Below are 18,686 nucleotides of genomic sequence, written 5' to 3'. Positions count from 1 at the left end.
TCGCAAGGCTAGTTCGCCTGCCGTTCACCTCGCTGCCCTACCGTCCTCGCGTGCTCGACCTCGACCTGTCCTTGGCGTCGCTCGCCGGCTACTCGGTCATCGACGACGACGATGACGACCCCGTCCTGATCGGACCTGACGGCCGTGCCGTGGACACCTGGCGCGAGGGCTACCCGTACGAGGAACGGCTCGCCCGTGTGGCCTACGAGGAGCAGAAGCGGCTGCTGCAGATCGAGCTGATCAAGCTGCAGAGCTGGGTCAAGGACTCGGGCCGCCGGATCGTGCTGCTGTTCGAGGGCCGCGACGCCGCCGGCAAGGGCGGCACGATCAAGCGGTTCACCGAGCACCTCAATCCTCGCGGGGCACGCGTCGTGGCGTTGGAGAAGCCCAGCGAGCGCGAGAGCACGCAGTGGTACTTCCAGCGGTACGTCTACCACCTGCCGGCCGCCGGAGAGATCGTCATGTTCGACCGGTCCTGGTACACCCGGGCGGGCGTCGAGCGAGTCATGGGGTTCTGCGACCCCGCGCAGTACGAGGAGCTCCTCAAGCAGGCTCCCACGTTCGAGAAGATGCTGGTCAACGACGGGATCGACGTCGTGAAGTTCTGGTTCTCGGTGTCCCGCTCCGAGCAGCTGACCCGGTTCGCGATCCGTCAGGTCGACCCGGTGCGGCAGTGGAAGCTGTCGCCGATGGACCTGGCGTCGCTGGACAAGTGGGACGCCTACACCGAGGCCAAGGAGCGCATGTTCCGCAAGACCGACACCAAGAACGCGCCCTGGACCGTGGTCAAGAGCAACGACAAGAAGCGCGCTCGCCTCGAGGCCATCCGTCACGTGCTCGCCCGCTTCGACTACCCGGGCAAGGACGTCGACCTGGTCGGCGTGCCGGACCCGCTGGTGGTGGGCGCCGCGGCCGACCTGTTCGACGACACCGACCCCAACCTCGACTAGTCACTGGCACGATGGGGTCCATGTCCCGACTCGCCGAATACTCCCGCGGCCCCCTGACCTTCGACGTCATCGACTCCGGACCCGAGGACGGCACGCCGGTCGTGCTGCTGCACGGCTTCCCCCAGCGCGCTGCCGCGTGGGGCGAGGTCAGCGAGCACCTGCACGCCGCCGGCATGCGCACCTACGCCGTCGACCAGCGCGGCTACTCACCCCGCGCCCGCCCGTCGTCGCGCTTCGACTACGGCATCGACGAGCTGGTCGCCGACGTGGTCGCGCTCGTCGACCGGATCGGACAGCCGGTGCACCTGGTGGGGCACGACTGGGGCGCCATCGTCGCCTGGGCCGTCGCCGGCCAGCACCCGGACCTGATCCGCACCCTCACCTCGGTCTCGGTGCCGCACCCCGCGGCGTTCATGCGCTCGATGGTCACCAGCAGCCAGGGCATCAAGTCGTACTACATGGCGATGTTCCAGCTGCCGGGGCTGCCGGAGCGACTTCTCAGCAGGCGCTCGACCGCGCAGAAGCTGCTGCGCGGCGGAGGCATGACCGCGCAGATGTTCGAGGACTACATGGCCCACGTCGTCGACGACGGGGCCCTGCGCGGCGGGTTGGCCTACTACCGCTCGCTGCCCAAGAGCCTGTCGTCGGACATCGGGCGCAAGATCACGGTGCCGACCACGTTCGTGTGGAGCGATCGGGACGCGTTCCTCGGTCGCAAGGGCGCCGAGACCACGGACCGGTGGGTGACCGGCGACTACCGCTTCGAGGTCATCGAGGGCGCCACCCACTGGCTGCCCGAGCGCAACGCCACCGAGCTGGCCGGCCACATCATCTGGCGCGTCGAGTCCGTCTGAGGTCAGGTCAGGCTCAGCGGGAACCGAGCAGATCGGTGACGGCGGGAGAGGTGTAGAAGGGGGCCAGCTCGGCGCGCAGGAGCTGTTCGAGTGCACCGGTCTCGAGCACCGCACCCACGACGTCGGGGGCGAATCGCACCAGGTCGGCCACCAGGTCGTCGCGGTCGAGACCGAGCTCGACCAGCAGCTCGGTCGGCGTGTAGCCGCCGAAGGAGTCGAAGAACGCGTCCACGACGGCGTGCCCGAACGCCACCACGTGCGGGTGCGCGAGCGTCGTGACCGCGAGGTCGCGGGTGGCGTCCACCAGGCCGGACAGCTCGTCGGCGTCGTCGCCGACCCCGCCGACCTGCCCCGCGGCGATCAGGTCCCAGACCTGCAGGGCGGCGTCGCGGGTGGTGGGGTCGCGCAGCGTCTCGACGACGATGCGGTTCAGACGGCGCACCGCCAGCGTGCCGCCCTTGCCCGCGGTGTCGGCGAGCAGCCCGCCCAGCTGCTTGTCCGCCGCGCCCACCACGCCACCTGCGGCGCGGGTCCCCAGCGACATCAGGGATCCGAGGCCGGGGACCTTGTCGGCCACGGCCTGGTTGGCCGCCAGGGCCTCCCCCACCACTCGTCCCATGAACCGGGTCGCGGCCGCACCGACGAGCGGACTGGCGGTCAGACGCTCGAGACCTCGTTCGAGCACCGGGGTCAGCTGCAACGCCTCGTCGAGCACTCGCTCGACCTGTTCGCGATCCACGACGTCGGCCACCGGACAGGGCTCGACCGGGCCCTCCTGCACCACCTCACGGACCAGGTCGACGATCGCCCCCACGGCAGGACTCGAGGGCACGTCGGTCATGGCCCGGGTGACGATCTCCTTGACCGCGGCCGGATCGACCAGGTGACCGATCTGGTGCTCACCCACGGCGTCCAGCACCGCATCGGCGATCCGCGCCACGGTGATGCCCAGCTCGTCGCCGGTGAGGCGGTCGAGGTGGAACGCCACCTGAGCGTCGAGCAGTCGGTCGGCCAGGGGCTGCGCAGCACTGGAGGGCACCCACCGACCGTACGGCACCCCCTGCCGATCAGGAGCCGATGTCGGCGCCCTCGGCACCGTCGCCCTCGGGCCCCCGGGCCAACAGCTGCTCGAACGCGGCCTCGTCGAGGATGGGGACGCCCAGCTGCTCGGCCTTGTCGGCCTTGGAACCGGCGTTCTCACCGACGACGACGTAGTCGGTCTTCTTGGACACCGACCCCGACGCCTTGCCGCCGCGACTGATGATGGCCTCCTTGACCGAGTCGCGGGTGAACCGCTCGAGGGAGCCGGTCACCACGATGGTGAGCCCCTCGAGGGTGCGCTCGATGGACTCGTCCCGCTCGTCGGCCATGCGGACCCCGGCCTCGGCCCAGCGCTCCACGATGTTGACGTGCCAGTCGACGGCGAACCACTCCTGGACGGCCTCGACTATGGTGGGACCGACGCCCTCGGCCGCAGCCAGCTGCTCGGCCGTGGCGTCGCGGATGGCCTGCATGGACCCGAATTCGGTGGCCAGCGCCCGGGCCGCCGTGGGGCCGACGTGCCGGATCGACAGCGCGACGAGGACTCGCCACAACGGCTGGCTCTTGGCCTTGTCCAGGTTGGCCAGCAGGGCCAGACCGTTGGCCGACAGCACCCGGTCGCCCTCCTCGCCCTTCTTGGCGGCTCGGGTGAATGCCGGGATCTTCAGCAGGTCGGCCTCGGTGAGCGAGAACAGGCCCGACTCGTCCTCCAGGGCACCGGCCTCCAGCAGCGCGACGGCGCTCTCCCAGCCGAACACCTCGATGTCGAAGGCCCCGCGGCCGCCGACGTGGCTGAGCCGTTCGCGCAGCTGCGACGGGCACGAGCGCGTGTTGGGGCAGCGGAAGTCCTTATCGGCCTCGCGGGCCGGAGCCAACGGCGTGCCGCAGGACGGGCACTCGGTGGGCATGACGAACTCGCGCTCGGAGCCGTCCCGCAGCGCGACGACGGGTCCGACGATCTCCGGGATGACGTCGCCGGCCTTGCGCAGCACGACCATGTCGCCGATCAGCACGCCCTTGCGCTTGACCTCGAACTGGTTGTGCAGCGTGGCCATCTCGACCGTGGACCCGGCGACCCGGATGGGCTCCATGACGCCGTACGGGGTGACACGCCCGGTCCGGCCGACGTTGACGCGGATGTCGAGCAGGCGCGTGTTGACCTCCTCGGGCGGGTACTTCCACGCGATGGCCCAGCGCGGCGCACGCGAGGTGGAGCCGAGCCGGCCCTGCAGCGCGACCTGGTCGACCTTGACCACCACGCCGTCGATCTCGTGGACGACGTCGTGCCGGTGCTCGCCGTAGTACTCGATGAACTCGGTGACCCCGGCCAGGTCCGGCACGACCTTGGCGCGGTCCGAGGTGGGCAGCCCCCAGGCCTCGAGCGCGTCGTACGCCTCGGACTGGCGCTCGGGGCTGAAGCCCTCGCGGTACCCGATGCCGTGGCACACCATCGACAGTGGCCGCGACGCCGTGACCGCGACGTCCTTCATGCGCAGGGTGCCGGCCGCGGCGTTGCGCGGGTTGGAGAACGGGTTGTTGCCGGCCTCGGCCCACGCCGCGTTGAACTCCTCGAACGCCTCGGTGGGGAAGAACACCTCGCCGCGGATCTCGACGTAGGCCGGCACCGGGTACTGGTCGCTGCCGGTGAGCCGGTGCGGCACGACGCCGATGGTGCGGACGTTGTTGGTGACGTCCTCGCCGACGCGGCCGTCGCCACGGGTGACGCCGCGCGTGAGCACACCGTCCTCGTACGTCAGCGAGATGGCCAGCCCGTCGACCTTGAGCTCGCAGAGGAACTCGGCGTCGTCGACCCCCTCGCGCACCAGCCGCCCGTGCCACGCCTCGAGCTCCTCGGCGCTGAACGCGTTGTCGAGGCTCATCATGCGCTCACGGTGCTCGTATGACTCGAACGTCGACGAGGGTCGACCCCCCACGGTCTGCGTGGGCGAGTCGGGGGTGCGGAGCTCGGGGTGGGCGTCCTCGAGCGCCTCGAGCTCGCGGATCTGCGCGTCGTACTCGGCGTCGGAGACCGTGGGCGAGTCGTCGACGTAGTACCGCTCGCGATGCTCCATCACGATCTCGGCCAGCTGCTTGTGCCGCTGGCGGGGGTCGCTGTCGGTCGCCATGGGCCGACTTTATCGCGGCGCCTGCGGCGTCAGCCGAGATCTCCGACGCGGGCCGCGACGTCGCGTGCCAAGGACAGACTCGCCCTCGCCTGCGAGGGCGTCGCCCCGGCCACCCCGCACGGTGCGGTGACGACGACGCGGTCGGCGTAGGCGGCGCTGTCGAAACCGAAGTGACCGAAGAAGTCGTCGATCCGGGCGGCCTGGCGTGCACCGTCGGACGTGCCCGAGGGCGTGACCGGCACCGCGCCGAACCACAGGTCGACGCCGCCGTCAAAGGCCTCGGCCCAGACGTCATCAGGCCGAGCGAGCGAGAGGTCGAACGACAGTGCCGTGAATCCGACGCCACGCAGCAGGGCGACCGGGACGTCGGGCCCGCACGAGTGCAGGACCGGGGTGGCGCCGGCCCCCAGGATCACCTCGACCACGGGCCGCAGGAGCGCGTCGGCCTCCGGGGGGTCGACGCGACGATGTGTGGCCCAGCCACTCGCGGTGGGGACGGTTCCCTCGATCACCGCCCGGATCGCCGGTTCGTCGACCTGCACGTGCAGGTCCACTCCGGGGAGGCGGCGCCGCAGGTCTTCGAGGTGGGTGGCCAGCCCTGTGGCGAGGACCTCGGCCAGCTCACGCCGAGCACCGTGGTCGGCGAGCATCTTGTCGCCGCGCGGGCGCTCGACGGACGCGGCCAGGGTGAGCGGTCCGGTGACCTGGACCTTGAACGGGCCGGTCAGCTCGACCAGCATCTCCTCGGCGATGTCGAGGTCCTGCGCCAGCCGCGATCGGGCACGCCGCTGGTCGAGGCCCTCGCCGACGCCGATGCGCCACCCGTCGGGCTGCAGATCGGCACCCAGGTCCGTGATGAGGCCCAGGGTCCGTCCGACCATGCCGGCGTGCGGTCCACGTGCTGGCAGCTCGGGCAGGAACGGAAGGTCGGGCACCTGGTCGAGCACGACCGAGACGGCGGCGGCGAGGTCGTCGCCGGGCATCGACCCGACGCCCGTGGCGCGCGCCATCAGCGGCTGACGCGACGGGTGGCGTCGATGGTGGCCGAACCCACGACGCGGGTGCCCACGTACACGACGCAGGCCTGGCCAGGAGCGATGCCGCTCGCCGGGTCGAGCAGGTCGACCTCGACGACATCGCCGTCGACCGTCACGACGGCGCGGTGCTCGTCGCCGTGAGCGCGCAGCTGCACGGTGCACTCCATCGGCTCGGTCGGCACGGCGCCGCACCACAGCGGCTTGATGCAGGTGAGCCCGTCGACGGCCAAGGACTCGCGCGAGCCGACCGTGACCGTGCCGGAGACCGGTTCGATGTCCAGCACGAAGCGCGGCTTGCCGTCGTCGGCGGGGATCCCGAGCCGCAGACCGCGGCGCTGCCCGATGGTGAAGGCGTAGGCGCCGTCGTGCTCGCGCAGCACCTCACCGGACTCGTCGACGATCTGCCCGGGCCTGGGGCCGAGCTTGTCGGCGAGCCAGCCGGCGTTGTCGCCGTCAGCGATGAAGCAGATGTCGTGGCTGTCGGGCTTGGCCGCCACCTGCAGGCCCCGACGCTCGGCCTCGGCGCGGATGAGTGGCTTGGTGGTGTCGCCCAGCGGGAACATCGAGTGCGCCAGCTGCTGCTGGGTCAGCACGCCGAGCACGTACGACTGGTCCTTGGCCATGTCCTCGGCCCGGTGCATCTCGACGAAGCCGTCGGTCGTCTCCAGGCGTGCGTAGTGGCCGGTGGCGACGGCGTCGAAGCCGAGGGCGAGCGCCCGGTCGAGCACGGCGGCGAACTTGATCTTCTCGTTGCACCGCAGGCACGGGTTGGGGGTACGGCCGGCCTCGTACTCGGCGACGAAGTCGTCGACCACGGTGTCGGCGAACTCCTCGCTCATGTCCCACACGTAGAACGGGATGCCGAGGGTGTCCGCAGCCCGACGCGCGTCGTTGCTGTCCTCGATCGAGCAGCAGCCGCGAGCTCCCGACCGGTACGACCGAGGGTTGCGGCTCAGCGCCAGGTGAACGCCCGTGACGTCGTGACCGGCATCCACGGCGCGAGCCGCTGCGACGGCGGAGTCCACTCCCCCGGACATCGCGGCGATGACGCGCATCAGGCCCTCGCGTGCGCCGCGCGGGTGGCGCGCTCGTGGACGGCAGGCAGGGCGGCGAGCAGGCGGTCGACGTCGGCCTCGGTGCTGGTGTGACCGAGGCTGAAGCGCAGCGACCCACGGGCGGCCCGGTCGTCGTAGCCCATCGCGAGCAGCACGTGGCTGGGCTGGGGAACCCCGGCGTCGCAGGCCGAACCGGTGGAGCACTCGATGCCCTGGGCATCGAGCAGCATCAGCATGGCGTCGCCCTCGCACCCGGGGAACGTCACGTGCGCGATGTTGGGCAGCCGGTGATCAGGACCCGCCTCGGGATCGCCGTTGACGATGGCGTCAGGCACGATGGCCCGCACACCGTCGACGAGTCGCTGACGCAACCGCTCGATGCGAGCCGACGTCTCGGCCTGTCGCTGCACCGTCAGGTCGAGCGCGGTGGCGAACGACGCGATCAGCGCCACCCCGATGGTCCCGGAGCGGATGTCGCGCTCCTGTCCGCCGCCGTGCATGAGCGGGACGGCCTCGATCTCGCGGCGGATGATCAGCGCCCCGACACCGACCGGCCCGCCGAGCTTGTGCGCGGTGACGGTCATGGCGTCGAGGTCACGCCCGGCGAAGTCGATGGGGACGTAGCCGGCGGCCTGCACGGCATCGCTGTGCACGGGGATGCCGTGCTCGCGGGCGATCGCGACGACCTCGTCGATCGGCTGGATGGTCCCCATCTCGTTGTTCGCCCACATCGTGGTGATCGCCGCCACGGACCCCGGGTCGGCGTCGACCGCCGAGCGCAGCGCATCGACCTGCAGCCGGCCCTGCTGGTCGACCGGGGTCATGTCGACCTGGGCGCCCTCGTGCTTGCCCAGCCAGGTGACCGGGTCGAGCAGCGCGTGGTGCTCGATCGAGCTGAAGATGACGCGGTTGCGGGCGGGGTCCTGGTCGCGCCTCGCCCAGAACAGGCCCTTGATCGCGAGGTTGTTGGCCTCGGTGCCACCGGAGCAGAACACCACCTCGCTGGGGCGTGAACCGAGCCGCTCGGCGATCAGCTCGCGCGACTCCTCGACCACACGACGCGCACCCCGTCCCGCGGCGTGCAGGGAGGACGCGTTGCCGACCCGGCCCAGCTCGCGGGTCATGACGTCGATCGCCTCGGGCCACATCGGCGTCGTCGCCGCGTGGTCGATATACACCTGAGGATCCTGGTCGTGCACGTCCTCATCGTAGTTGGGGGTCACCACCGTGTGACCGGCACGGCTCAGCGCACCTTCGTGACCCGCGTCTGGATCTCACGCACCGCGACCGGCACGTCGTCGTCGACGGTGATGGTGCGGACGTTCGCAGGAATCTGATCGGTCGGGATCGCCGTGCCGCCGATCTCGATCCTGATGTCGTAGACGATCGAGACGCTCGCGGTGTAGTCACCTGCACGGCGGTACAGGTAGGTGCAGGCGTCCGACTTCGTCACGGCCATCGGGCACGTGAACGCCGGCGACCCGTCGCCGGGGACGACGCTCAGGCCCCGAGGAACCGCGTAGGCCACCGCACCCAGTGCCGGAGCGCCCTGGATCTCGCCAGCGGGCGCGCCCTCGGCCCACCACCAGGTCGGCAGGTTCACCAGGGTGCGACCCGGCGGGTTGAACGAGGCCTGGATCGTCGGGAGCTGCAGCGTGCCGATCGCCGATCGGATGCGATCGGCGACGGTCACCGTGGGTTGGTCGTCGTTCCAGTAGTAGCGGTCGAAGTTGCTGCCGTCCGGACGCCGGCACTGCCAGTACACGGCGTAGGAGTCCGGATTCGGCTTGTCGGCCTCGGACAAGCCGTTCTTGGCCGTGTCCTGGATGGCTGCCGGGTCGTTCACGAAGCAGGCGGCCTCGCCGATGCAGAACTCGTTGTAGAGGCCCTTCGACAGGTCGCAGGTCGGTTCGCCGCCACCTCCGCCGCTGCCGCCGTCGTCACCGCCGCCGGAGCCGCCCCCGGGAATGTCGTCCAGACACACGAAGGAGACGACTTCGCCCTGGTCGTTCTTGATCTCCTTGATCTTGTCGCACGCCAGTGCCGGCGCCACCGTGGCGACGAGCACCAGACCCGTCACCAACCCGCTGCTCGCCAGCAGCGCCACCAGTCGCCTCATGGGCAGGTCTCCTTCTCGTCCACCTGGCGGTCCGTGACGATCCAGGTGCCGTCGCGATTCTCCAGCGTCGCCCGCTGGGGCAGCGGATTCGGCTTCGTGTCGGATCGCTCGATGGGCTCACCGTCGGCCTCGGCTCCCCACGGCGACTGGTCGACACACACCACGGAGGTGGCCTTCGTCCCCGACACGGTGGTGTCGTAGTCGCCGATGCTCGGCTCGCCGACGCGGGTGACACCGGAGTCGGCCTGGTCGCTCAGCAGCTTCAGGTCGGCCTCGGCGAAGCCGCCTTGCGCCACTCCGGAGTAGTACGACGCGTCGACGTCGCCGGAGTTGGCCATCTGCACGTAGACCTTCCAGTACCGCTGGTAGGCGGCGGTGGCCGCCTCCTCGGGCGACGGAGCGGCCGAGCTGGTGACGACCGGTGTCGGTGCCGGCTCGCTGGAGCCGCTGCAGCCGGCGAGCAGCGCCAGCGTCGCCGCCGCACCCACCACCCAGGACGTGCGGGTGATCAGTCGAGTCATGGTCACGTCTCCCTCGTGTCGTCGGTTCGTGTCGTCTCGTGTCGTCATCTCAGGCCCCGGCCGCGCCGGCGGCATCGGGAGTGGGCGGGATCAGCTCGTCGACCAGCGCCTCGGTCTCGGCGTCGAGGACCACACCTCGCAGTGCGGCACCCATCTCGTCGAGCGTGCGGTGCACTCCGGCGGCGCCGTCGACCGCGTACCGCACGCGCAGCAGCGACCGCCACAGAGGCTGGTGCCCGGGCGCGACCCGCAGGCCGGCCTCGGCGGCCTGCCCTGCACCGTCGGGGTCACCGCCGAGGATCTGCACGAGCCGCTCGGCCCCGTCGACGATCGAGACGGCGATGAGGCGAGGCAGGTCGTCGCGCGCCACCCAGGCGTACCGTCCGCGAGGAACCCGCTCGAACGGCTCGCCGCGCACCAGACCGAGGGCCCTGCGCAACAGATCGGTCTCCACGCCCAGGCTGGTCGCCCGACGCGAGGCGCGCAGCAACGACACCACGACGTGCCAGTCGCACACGACCGAGTCGGCCAGCGAGAGGCGACCGTCGTCGCCCTCGCGAAGCAGGTGCGTGCCGTCGACGTCGGGCCCGAGCCACTCGCGAGCGCGCTCGACCGCCGCGTCGAGCACGTCGGGCGTGACGCCACGCGGCCAGATCGCCGCGGACAGCACGGTCGGGTGCACGCCTTCGGGGTGCAGGGCCAGATAGGTGGCGATCTCCGTGCTCTGGTCGATCCGCGACATCTCCGACGAGTCCACACCGTGGACCTCGACCCGTCCGACCACACCGACGCGGTGCCGGGCGGTGGCCCACGCGGCATCGTCGCCGCTGCGGCCGACCTCCGGGAGCGAGGCCCGGTCGGTGTCGGCGGCTCGCGGCTCGGTGCTGGCGGCGAACAGCTCGGCGACGGCGTCGATCTGGGCCGGCCCCAGCCGGTTGGCGACCGTGGCCAGCCGGCTGCGGCACCTCCAGGTGTCCGCGCTCGTCGACGCGCAGGCGCCAACGGGCCGCAGCATGGTCGCCCACGACGACCACCGACAGGGCGCGAGACCCGTTGCCGGCCAGCAGACCGAGGCGGTCGGCCACTGCCGTGGACGGGACCGATCCCGAGACCACCAGGCGCGACGGCGTGGCGGACCGGCGGCTCACGCGTCCACGGAGCACGTCGTCGGGCAGGGCGGCGACGTGACGCTCGATGCCGTCGAGCTCGGGAGCGAGGTCCTCGACCACCGTGATGCGGTCGTCGCCGATGTCACCGATGCCGTCGGGCAGCTGGCTGGCCGTGACCGCCACGGTGTCGGCCCACGGCGCCGTCGCAGCCTGGACGGCGATCGACGACGCCACCTGCTCCGCCACCGCGACGTCGCCGCCGATGGCCACCACGCCGCCCGCGGACTCCAGGTCCAGCAGCACGTCACGGTCCTGCAGGTCCACCCCGATGCTCACCAGGGACGGGTACGCGGGGACGTCGGAGGAGACCTCGGTGTCGTCGGTGCGCTCGTGACGCCACCGACGACCCTCGTCGTGAACGGTCCAGCCCTCGACTCCGTCGGGCGATCCGGGGCTCAGCAGCAGCTCGACGACGTCGTCCGACAGCAGGACGGCGTAGGCCGAGGGCGGTGTCACTCCTGATCGGCGGCACTGGGCGGTGAGCCCGCGCAGCACCGTGTCGAGCCACACCGAGCGGTCCGTCGTGGCAGCGACGCGCAGGTCGGCCTCCAGCGAACGGGCGTCGTCGTCGGGCGTGCGACCGAGTCGCTGCTTGCGGCGCAGCAGCACCGCGCCCAGCACGGCCGCGGCGAGCAGACCCGATCCGCCGGCCCAGCCTCCGACCCCGTCGGTGAGGCTGGACTGCGCAGCCCCGTCGTCCACGACGGCGGCGCCACTGGCGGGTCCCGTGTCCGGTGCCGGGTCCGCCGCTGCGGGCGCCGGGGTGGCCGGGGCGACTCGCTCGACGCCGACGGCGTCGTCGGGCATGACCAGCTCCCAGCCCGGCTGGATCAGCCGCGCGAGCTCCAGCTTGCGACCGTCGACCTGCACCTTGTCCTTGTTGAGCTCGAAGATCTCGTGATAGCGCAAGCCGTCTCCGAGGTGCTTCTCGGCGATGTCCCAGAGATTGTCGTGATACCCGTCGTGCGGCGCCTTGACCGTGTAGACCTTGTGCGCACCCTGCTCCTGCACGGCCTCGGCGGCACGATCCTCGACCAGGTCGTCCAGCGCCTGCGTCTCGTCGTCCAGCGACGCGGTGAGCAGTCCGGCCGAGACCGTGGGCGCGGTCGACGGCGCCTCGGACACGGTGGCGGCCGTCGCGGCCTGCGCGGGGCCGGCGACGATGCCGGCGAGCAGCAGGGCCCCCACGAGCACCCGCGCGAGTCGCTGCAGGGGGCCGGCCAGCGGCACCGGAGCGGCGAGTCCGCCACGCCTCGCTGCCGCGACCTCGAGCGCCACGCACAGCAGGAAGAACAGCCAGACCAGCCAGACGATGCCGATCAGGACGGTGACCAGGTCCTCGACGCTGAGCTGCTGGGCGAAGTCCTTCGCGCTCGGAAAGGACGTCGGGATCGGCGGAGCACCCGCCACGACGAGCAGCAGCACCGGGACGCCGACCACCAGCGCCAGCAGCGCAACCCCGGCGCCGAAGGTCTCTCGAGCCGAGCGCGGCGCGTCGTCGCGCACCACCAACCGCTCGAACCGGGCCGCGTCGGTCGTCTGGTTCTGGTCCATGTGTCCCTCCTGGTTCATGGGGCCCCCACCGCCGTCTGGTCCACACCGGTCTCGGGGGTCGCGGTGGCGCCGGCACCGACGTCGAACGTCCCGATGCCGACGATGCCGAGCAGCAGGGTGGACGTGGTGTCCTCCACCTCCACCTCCACCGTGCCGTCACCGTTGACCTGCACCTGGTACTGCCCCGGGCCGTACCCCTGGCTGCCGAGGAAGCCGGCGGCCCGCTGCTGGGCGAGGCCGCTGTTGATCTGGATCGCGCCGGTCTGGCGCAGGACGTCGAGGTCGATGGAGTCAGCACCGACCCGAGCAGCCTGCTCGGCGTCGTCGGCCACCCGCATGCGCGCGTTGATGGCCAGGCCGCCATCGACCACGAGGCCGGCACACACCAGCAGCAGCACGGCCATGCCGACGACGAACAGCGCCGCCATCCCGCGCTCGTCCCGGCGGCGGTCGACCATCCGGGCCCTCATCCGGTCCTCCGGTAGGTGTCGAGCGGCGCGCTGCGGGTGACCTTGATCGGCACCGTCCCGCCGAGGCCGATCAGTCCGAGGTCGTTGACCGGCACGTCGCAGTCGACGGTGACCTCGATGACCTCGCCGGCCTCGAACGCACCGCCCAGCGTGGCCGCCTGGCAGTTCCAGAACGGATCGAGCTGGCTGGCCACCGACTGGCGGGCGGCCTGGGCGGCCGCGTCACCACTGCGCTCGTACGAAGCGGCCCTGGCTCCGTCGCGGGCCGCCGCCTCGACGTCCGCGCGCACCGACACGAAACGCCCGCCCGCGACCACGAGCAGGGTGAACATGAACAGCACGGGAATCATGAAGACGACTTCGATGGCCATGGAGCCGCGGTCGTCCCCGCCCCGGAGGTCGCGGCGCCTCACGGTGCCACCCCATCAGGGTTGAAGCGCTCGATCGGGCCGCGCACGGTCTCGCTGACGTCGACCAACGAGAGGAACGGCACGATCTGCGGAGCGCTGCCGCGGACCTCGGTCTCGACCACGTTTCCGCCGATCACCTGGGTGTTGACGGTGACCGAGTCGAGCATCCCGGTGCCGAGGTCGGAGGCCACCTGTCGTCCCTTGGCCTCGCCCTGCCCGACGTCGCCGGTGACGCGCGCGACCCGGTTGCCCTCCCGAGCGGCGGCCGAGGCGTACTCGTTGGCGAGGTAGATCAACGAGAACTGCACCGTCAGCAGGATCGCGATCAGGAGCAGGGGCATGTAGAGGACCAGCTCGATCGAGCTGTATCCCCTGTCTGCATCCCGCCGTGACCGGATCTGCATCAGCTGCGTTACTGCTTCTGGATCTGGTCGGCGATGTCGTTGGCCTGGCCGGTCAGGGCCGGAACCAAGATGGCGGCGATCGCACCGCACACGCCGACGACGATGGCCGCGATGATGATCCACTCGACCGCGGAGGCCCCGCGCTCGTCACGGCGTCGGTCGTGCGTCGACAGGACGAGCAGCAGGAAGCCGAGCGGGGTGGTGGGTGAGGTGTTCATGGTGACTCCATTCACTGGGGGCTACAGCCCGACGACGTTGGCGATCGCCGGGTAGATCAGGAACAACAGGAAGCCCACGCACAACAACAGCTGCGCGATGAGCATGGACTGCGACCGCTTGGCCGCCTGCCCCTCGGCGTCGGCCAGCTCACGCTGACGCATCGAGACGGCTCGTGCTGCGAGCGAGTCGCGGACCTTGGCGCCGTCCTCGGCCACGAGGGCGAGCGCGGCCGCGAGGTCGCGGAGCTCCTCGACCGCCATGCGCTCGCCGAGGTCGCCGAGTGCGGCCCACGGCGTGACGCCCTGCAGGCGGGCGGTCTCCATGGCGTCACGGATGCGCACCATGGCCCATCCCTGGCTGAGCCGGGAGGCCGAGCTGAGTGCCTCCGGCACGCCACGTCCACCGGCGAGGTTCATCGACACCAGGTCGAGGAACGCACTGACGACGTGGCGGAAGGCGCGGCGCCGCTCGCGGGCAGTCCCGGCCAGCTGCACGGTGGTGAGGACGAACCCCGCCACGGCACCGACCAGGGCCAACCACAACGGGACCGCCGGGCTGACGCCCAGGCCGAGGACGAAGGGGGCCAGGGCGAACGCCGGCGCGAACAGGCCGGCCACGGCGCCCAGGACGCTCATGCCGAGGTGGGTCTCGACGGACCGGCCCATGACCTCGAGGTCGGCGCGGACACCGGCCGGCACGCGGTAGCCGCGGCTCTCCATCGCCGACGCCATCGTGGCGCCGACCCGCCGCAGGCGCAGCGAGCCCTCGGTCTTCTCGACGTCGATCGCGGCGTTGCGGGCCACCCGGGAGCGTCCGGCGTCGAGGCGCGCGAGCTCGGCGGCCGCCGTGCCCGAGCCGGTGTCGAACCGGAGCACCAGCGCGTACAGCCCGAAGCCCGCCGCGGCCCCGGACAGCAGGATCCAGATCATCGGGGCACCCCCGTGGGACGGCTGGAGAACATGAAGCGCTCGGGAAGGTCGAACACCGACAGGCGACGCATCCACAGGAAGCCTGCCGCGAAGAGTCCGAGGACGACCAGCAGCACCAGCTGACCGAGCGGCGAGGAGTAGGGCTCGACGTACGAGCGGTTCAAGATGGCCAGGCCGAAGACGAAGGTCACGGTGACCAGGACCACGATCTGCACGCTGCGCCTGGTGCTGGCTCGCTGCGCGTTGATGCGGCGCCGCATCTCCAGCTCCTCGCGAGAGGACCGGGCGAGCGAGGTGAGGACGTCGCGGAGTCCGGGGCCACGCAGCTGGGCGTTGAGCACCAGCGCGGCGATGATCAGGTCGGCGCTGGCGTCGTCGAGCTCGTCGGCGAACTCCTGCAGCGCCACGGGCAGCGGAGTGCGCACGCGCAGCCGGTCGGCCAGCTCGGTCAGATGCGGCTTGATGGCCGGGGCCGCTGCGTAGGCCGTGGCCGGGATGGCCTGCTCCAGGCCGACCGAGCCGGCGATGGTGTCGCGCAGGGACTCCGTCCAGGCCGCCAGGCCCTCGAGGCGTGCGATCGAGCGGCGTTCGGCGGCGATGCCACCGAACAGCAGCGGACCGAAGAACACCAGCAGGCCGGTCGCGATGGCGAGCACCGGCCAGCGGGTGAGCACCAGGACGCCCAACGCACCGGCGACCGCCAGGGGCAGTCGCTGGCCGAAGCCCCTGAGCGTGCCCAGCAGCGGCGACGGAGCCCTGACCGTGGTGCTCGGCGCCGACGTCAGGGCGAACACGAACAGGACGATGCCGCCGCCGACGGCCGCGCCGAGCACGATGATCGCCAGGATCTGCAGGGGCATCAGAACGCTCCCGCCACGTAGCTGCCGGGACGGTAGCCCTGGGCCGCGAGCTCGTCGGCGCAGCTGATCGAGGCCGCTGGGACCGCGACCCCGTCGGGTCCGGCAGCGAACACCTCGCTGGAGAGCACGCTGCCGTCGACGCCGTTGACCTCGCGGATCGAGGTGATCATGCGCCGCAGCCCGCCGCCGGTCTCGAACTCGTTGCGGCGCTCCACGAACACCACGAAGTCGATGGCACCGGCGATCAGCATCATGGTCGCGTCGGCCGGCAGTCGCTCCGCGGACTGGATGGCGTAGGTGCAGATGCGGTTGAACACCTCGATCGAGGAGTTGGCGTGGATCGTCGACAGGGACCCGTCGTTGCCCTGGCTCATCGCGTTGAGCATGGTGACGATCTCGTCGCCCAGCACCTCGCCGACGATCACGCGGCTGGGGTTCATGCGCAGCGAGCGTCGCACGAGGTCGGCCATGCCGATCTCACCACGGCCCTCGGAGTTGGGCAGGCGTTCCTCGAAGGCCACCACGTTGGGGTGCAGGTCCGCGAACTCGCCCAGGCCGAGCTCGAGGGCTCGCTCGACGGTGATGAGTCGCTCCGACGGCCCGATCTCGTTGGCGAGCGCCCGCAGCAGCGTCGTCTTCCCGGCGTTCGTGGCGCCCGCGATCATGATGTTCTTGCGCGCGGCCACGGCCGCGGACAGGAACGACGCGACGTCGGGCGACATCGACCCGTTGTCCACGAGGGTGTCGAGCGAGACCCGGCTGAGGCGCGCGCGACGGATCGACAACGACGGCCGCTGGGTGACGCCCATGACCGCCGAGAGTCGCGATCCGTCGGGCAGCCGCAGGTCGAGCTGGGGGTTGGCGGTGTCGAACGGACGGCTGGTGAGGCTGGAGTACGCGCCGAGGATCTGGACCAGCTCGATCAGCTCGTCGTCGCTCTCGGCCACCGGGGGGTGCCGCTTCTCCTCGCCGTTGGCGTACCCGACGAACACGTTGTCGTACCCGTTGATGTCGATGTTCTCGACCTCGGGGTCGTCGAGCAACGGCTGCAGGCGGCCGACGCCGTACAGCGCCGCGTGGATGCCGTCGGCCAGCTCGGCCTCCTCCGTCGGCGACGGCGGCGTGCGCCCGGCGGCGATCTCGAGGCGGGCGTGGTTCTCCAGGACCCGGGAGATGACGGCCCGGGCGAACTGTCGCTCGTCCTCGCTGCTCATGACCGGGCGGCCCGAGGTGGCGTCCTGGCGACGCTGGCTCGCCAGGGCGTTGGCGACCTCCTCGCGGAGCCGTCGCAGCAGCTGCTGGTCCATCAGACCTCCTCGGCGATCGGGGCGGGAGCGGCGCTCGACACGCCGGACAGGGCGCAGACGCGAGCGGACACGTCGACCAGCGAGCGGTGGTACAGCGAGCGCCGCTGGGCACGGCGCGACAGGCTCCACCACGCCTTGACGGCGCGTGGGTCGTGGGCGATCACGCCCAGCCCCTCGACCGGGAGGCCGGCCGAGGCGAACAGCCGCACCATGTCGGACAGGGATCGCTGATCGCGGGGGTCCCCCACCAGCGCGACGCCCACCGGGATGCCGCCGCCACGGCCGAGGGAGAGAGGCTCGCGCATGGCCACCAGCCGCTCGCGCAGATGCGCCAGCGACGGCAGGTCGTTGCGCGACAGGAACACCAGGGCCGACGCCGCCTCGATCACCGGCTGCACCGGGGATCCGGGGGCGAACCGACCACAGTCGGCGAGCACGTCGCTGTGCCAGCTGGTTATCGTGCCGGCCAGGTGCGGCCACACCGGCCCGAGACCCTGCATCTGACCGGGTGAGGACACGCCCACCAGCACGCGGACGTCGTCGTTGGTGGTCTGCAGGTGCGGCGCGATGTCTGCGGTCTTGCCGCCACGCAGTGCGGCTCCGAGCGACACCAGGCCGGTCTCGGCCGACAGCGGGTCGCCGTTCTGGTCGCGCAGGAGCAGCTCGGCGTCGCCGCCGGCCGGGTCGAGATCGGCGACCGCGACGTCGCGCGGCCACAGGCGTGCCAGCTCACCGACGGCATGACTGACGCCGGGCGACCCCTTCGCCGAGGCGAACGCGACGAGGGTCATCGTGCGGCCCCGAGGCTCACCAGGTTGGCGTCCGCGACCGACACTCCTCGCTGCGACAGGGCGATGCCGAGACGGTCGTTGGCAGCGGCATCGATGGTGGCGTCGGCCGCGGTCGTGGGCACGAGCACCGTGGCCGAGGTGCTGGACTGTCCGCCCCCGCCGAGGGTTCCACCGCTGGTGTCGGTGCTGGTGGAGAGGACCAGGGCGGTCGCGATGGCGACCGGGGGCGAGTTGCCGTCGCCGACTCGGACCAGTCGCACGAGGTCACCGGAGCGGAGCCCGTCGGGGGCGCTTCCGGCGGCGATCGGAACGCCGACCTGCGCCTTGTCGGTGCCGAACGGTGAGGTGGAGGTCAGCGACGGGGTCTCGAGCAGCTGGCCCTGGGCGAGCGGCACCGTGGTGTAGGTGCCGAGCACCTGCTGGGCCTGGTCCAGCGGCACGAGCTTGAGGCCGTCGGCCGCGACGTCGGTGCTGGCGAGCAGGTCGGTGGTGATCTCGGTGCCGGCGGGTACGTCCTGAGCCATCACGAGAACGGGCTGACGCGAGTCCAGACGCAGCGCCAGGACGCCGGCCAGAGCGGCACCGCCGACGACCAGCAGCACGGCGAGCAGGGCGAGCGTGGGGCGGCGCCGACGAGGAGGAGAGGGGCGATCGCTGCCGAAACGGTTGGCCTCACGGGTCCCGATGCCGCGAGCTGCGCGATCTCGCTGGCGATCCGCCACCGTGGTGTCCTGGGCCATGGGTGGTCCTCCTCGGGACTTTGTGACAGGATCTTCCTGCGGACGAAGCAGTCACGATACTAGTCGCGATGGATGGTTGTGCGTAATCGACCGAACTACGCGAACACGGCCCGAAACAACCATTCACGAC

Annotated in this window: 20 protein-coding genes; 2 read left to right on the top strand and 18 right to left on the bottom strand. The window is 71.3% G+C overall.

From position 1 onward, the window contains the following. Positions 1-50 precede the first annotated feature (50 nt). Together ppk2 and AC0L5F_RS15990 are read left to right on the top strand one after the other, a co-directional pair. Entirely contained in the window at positions 51-950 is a 900-nt protein-coding gene (gene ppk2, locus AC0L5F_RS15995; protein ID WP_473314419.1) for a polyphosphate kinase 2, read from the top strand. Between the two features lie 20 nt (positions 951-970). Continuing rightward, entirely contained in the window at positions 971-1,804 is an 834-nt protein-coding gene (locus tag AC0L5F_RS15990) for an alpha/beta fold hydrolase (protein WP_473314418.1), read from the top strand. A gap of 13 nt (positions 1,805-1,817) precedes the next feature. Here the strand turns inward: AC0L5F_RS15990 and AC0L5F_RS15985 are convergent, their stop codons facing one another. From AC0L5F_RS15985 to AC0L5F_RS15900, 18 genes are all read right to left on the bottom strand, one after another. After that, on the bottom strand, positions 1,818-2,843 hold the full coding sequence (locus tag AC0L5F_RS15985) for a hypothetical protein (protein WP_473314417.1): 1,026 nt from the start codon (positions 2,841-2,843) through the stop codon (positions 1,818-1,820). Between the two features lie 28 nt (positions 2,844-2,871). Then, positions 2,872-4,971, bottom strand: a complete 2,100-nt coding sequence (gene ligA / locus AC0L5F_RS15980; RefSeq protein ID WP_473314416.1) for an NAD-dependent DNA ligase LigA — start codon at positions 4,969-4,971, stop codon at positions 2,872-2,874. A gap of 29 nt (positions 4,972-5,000) precedes the next feature. Then, positions 5,001-5,981, bottom strand: a complete 981-nt coding sequence (locus AC0L5F_RS15975; protein WP_473314415.1) for a uroporphyrinogen decarboxylase/cobalamine-independent methonine synthase family protein — start codon at positions 5,979-5,981, stop codon at positions 5,001-5,003. Next, complete coding sequence (gene mnmA / locus AC0L5F_RS15970) at positions 5,981-7,063, bottom strand: tRNA 2-thiouridine(34) synthase MnmA (protein WP_473314413.1); 1,083 nt, start codon at positions 7,061-7,063, stop codon at positions 5,981-5,983. Before mnmA ends, AC0L5F_RS15975 begins: the two co-directional genes overlap by 1 nt. Beyond that, a complete protein-coding gene (locus tag AC0L5F_RS15965; RefSeq protein ID WP_473316206.1) occupies positions 7,063-8,211 on the bottom strand; it encodes a cysteine desulfurase family protein in 1,149 nt (382 codons plus the stop codon). Before AC0L5F_RS15965 ends, mnmA begins: the two co-directional genes overlap by 1 nt. A 95-nt stretch (positions 8,212-8,306) precedes the next feature. Beyond that, positions 8,307-9,182 carry a hypothetical protein gene (locus AC0L5F_RS15960; RefSeq protein WP_473314412.1) on the bottom strand — a complete coding sequence of 292 codons (876 nt, stop codon included), beginning with the start codon at positions 9,180-9,182 and terminating at the stop codon, positions 8,307-8,309. Then, positions 9,179-9,709: a hypothetical protein gene (locus tag AC0L5F_RS15955; protein WP_473314411.1), complete on the bottom strand. Its 531-nt coding sequence runs from the start codon at positions 9,707-9,709 to the stop codon at positions 9,179-9,181. The genes AC0L5F_RS15960 and AC0L5F_RS15955 overlap by 4 nt, the downstream gene beginning before the upstream one ends. A gap of 43 nt (positions 9,710-9,752) precedes the next feature. Continuing rightward, positions 9,753-10,073, bottom strand: a complete 321-nt coding sequence (locus AC0L5F_RS15950; RefSeq protein ID WP_473314410.1) for a hypothetical protein — start codon at positions 10,071-10,073, stop codon at positions 9,753-9,755. Beyond that, positions 9,991-12,426, bottom strand: coding sequence for a LysM peptidoglycan-binding domain-containing protein (locus AC0L5F_RS15945; RefSeq protein WP_473314409.1), 2,436 nt, complete (start codon positions 12,424-12,426; stop codon positions 9,991-9,993). Before AC0L5F_RS15945 ends, AC0L5F_RS15950 begins: the two co-directional genes overlap by 83 nt. A 14-nt stretch (positions 12,427-12,440) precedes the next feature. Next, positions 12,441-12,884 (bottom strand): TadE/TadG family type IV pilus assembly protein, encoded by a 444-nt coding sequence (locus tag AC0L5F_RS15940; RefSeq protein WP_473314408.1) that lies wholly within the window; start codon positions 12,882-12,884, stop codon positions 12,441-12,443. Between the two features lie 8 nt (positions 12,885-12,892). After that, on the bottom strand, positions 12,893-13,267 hold the full coding sequence (locus AC0L5F_RS15935; RefSeq protein ID WP_473314407.1) for a TadE/TadG family type IV pilus assembly protein: 375 nt from the start codon (positions 13,265-13,267) through the stop codon (positions 12,893-12,895). A 38-nt stretch (positions 13,268-13,305) separates the two neighbouring features. After that, on the bottom strand, positions 13,306-13,647 hold the full coding sequence (locus tag AC0L5F_RS15930) for a TadE/TadG family type IV pilus assembly protein (protein ID WP_473314406.1): 342 nt from the start codon (positions 13,645-13,647) through the stop codon (positions 13,306-13,308). 71 nt (positions 13,648-13,718) lie between these two features. After that, positions 13,719-13,928, bottom strand: coding sequence for a Flp family type IVb pilin (locus AC0L5F_RS15925; protein WP_473314405.1), 210 nt, complete (start codon positions 13,926-13,928; stop codon positions 13,719-13,721). Between the two features lie 21 nt (positions 13,929-13,949). After that, positions 13,950-14,858, bottom strand: a complete 909-nt coding sequence (locus AC0L5F_RS15920; protein WP_473314404.1) for a type II secretion system F family protein — start codon at positions 14,856-14,858, stop codon at positions 13,950-13,952. Next, positions 14,855-15,718, bottom strand: a complete 864-nt coding sequence (locus AC0L5F_RS15915; RefSeq protein ID WP_473314403.1) for a type II secretion system F family protein — start codon at positions 15,716-15,718, stop codon at positions 14,855-14,857. The genes AC0L5F_RS15920 and AC0L5F_RS15915 overlap by 4 nt, the downstream gene beginning before the upstream one ends. Next, positions 15,718-17,025 (bottom strand): CpaF family protein, encoded by a 1,308-nt coding sequence (locus AC0L5F_RS15910; RefSeq protein ID WP_473314402.1) that lies wholly within the window; start codon positions 17,023-17,025, stop codon positions 15,718-15,720. The genes AC0L5F_RS15915 and AC0L5F_RS15910 overlap by 1 nt, the downstream gene beginning before the upstream one ends. After that, positions 17,025-17,816 carry a CpaE/TadZ family protein gene (locus AC0L5F_RS15905; protein WP_473314401.1) on the bottom strand — a complete coding sequence of 264 codons (792 nt, stop codon included), beginning with the start codon at positions 17,814-17,816 and terminating at the stop codon, positions 17,025-17,027. The genes AC0L5F_RS15910 and AC0L5F_RS15905 overlap by 1 nt, the downstream gene beginning before the upstream one ends. Next, positions 17,813-18,556, bottom strand: coding sequence for an SAF domain-containing protein (locus tag AC0L5F_RS15900; RefSeq protein ID WP_473314400.1), 744 nt, complete (start codon positions 18,554-18,556; stop codon positions 17,813-17,815). The genes AC0L5F_RS15905 and AC0L5F_RS15900 overlap by 4 nt, the downstream gene beginning before the upstream one ends. Positions 18,557-18,686 lie beyond the last annotated feature (130 nt).

This window comes from Aeromicrobium sp. 10G20-16 (assembly GCF_055809665.1).
This window is presented reverse-complemented; position numbering and strand designations above follow the sequence as displayed.

Coding starts and splice junctions, on each gene's coding strand:
- AC0L5F_RS15920 (WP_473314404.1), bottom strand. CDS start 14,858: ATGATCTGGATCCTGCTGTCCGGGGCCGCGGCGGGCTTCGGGCTGTAC.
- ligA (WP_473314416.1), bottom strand. CDS start 4,971: ATGGCGACCGACAGCGACCCCCGCCAGCGGCACAAGCAGCTGGCCGAG.
- AC0L5F_RS15925 (WP_473314405.1), bottom strand. CDS start 13,928: ATGAACACCTCACCCACCACCCCGCTCGGCTTCCTGCTGCTCGTCCTG.
- AC0L5F_RS15975 (WP_473314415.1), bottom strand. CDS start 5,981: ATGGCGCGCGCCACGGGCGTCGGGTCGATGCCCGGCGACGACCTCGCC.
- AC0L5F_RS15965 (WP_473316206.1), bottom strand. CDS start 8,211: ATGTGGCCCGAGGCGATCGACGTCATGACCCGCGAGCTGGGCCGGGTC.
- AC0L5F_RS15990 (WP_473314418.1), top strand. CDS start 971: ATGTCCCGACTCGCCGAATACTCCCGCGGCCCCCTGACCTTCGACGTC.
- AC0L5F_RS15940 (WP_473314408.1), bottom strand. CDS start 12,884: ATGGTCGACCGCCGCCGGGACGAGCGCGGGATGGCGGCGCTGTTCGTC.
- AC0L5F_RS15960 (WP_473314412.1), bottom strand. CDS start 9,182: ATGAGGCGACTGGTGGCGCTGCTGGCGAGCAGCGGGTTGGTGACGGGT.
- AC0L5F_RS15930 (WP_473314406.1), bottom strand. CDS start 13,647: ATGCCCCTGCTCCTGATCGCGATCCTGCTGACGGTGCAGTTCTCGTTG.
- AC0L5F_RS15900 (WP_473314400.1), bottom strand. CDS start 18,556: ATGGCCCAGGACACCACGGTGGCGGATCGCCAGCGAGATCGCGCAGCT.
- AC0L5F_RS15945 (WP_473314409.1), bottom strand. CDS start 12,426: ATGGACCAGAACCAGACGACCGACGCGGCCCGGTTCGAGCGGTTGGTG.
- mnmA (WP_473314413.1), bottom strand. CDS start 7,063: ATGCGCGTCATCGCCGCGATGTCCGGGGGAGTGGACTCCGCCGTCGCA.
- AC0L5F_RS15905 (WP_473314401.1), bottom strand. CDS start 17,816: ATGACCCTCGTCGCGTTCGCCTCGGCGAAGGGGTCGCCCGGCGTCAGT.
- AC0L5F_RS15910 (WP_473314402.1), bottom strand. CDS start 17,025: ATGGACCAGCAGCTGCTGCGACGGCTCCGCGAGGAGGTCGCCAACGCC.
- AC0L5F_RS15915 (WP_473314403.1), bottom strand. CDS start 15,718: ATGCCCCTGCAGATCCTGGCGATCATCGTGCTCGGCGCGGCCGTCGGC.
- AC0L5F_RS15935 (WP_473314407.1), bottom strand. CDS start 13,267: ATGGCCATCGAAGTCGTCTTCATGATTCCCGTGCTGTTCATGTTCACC.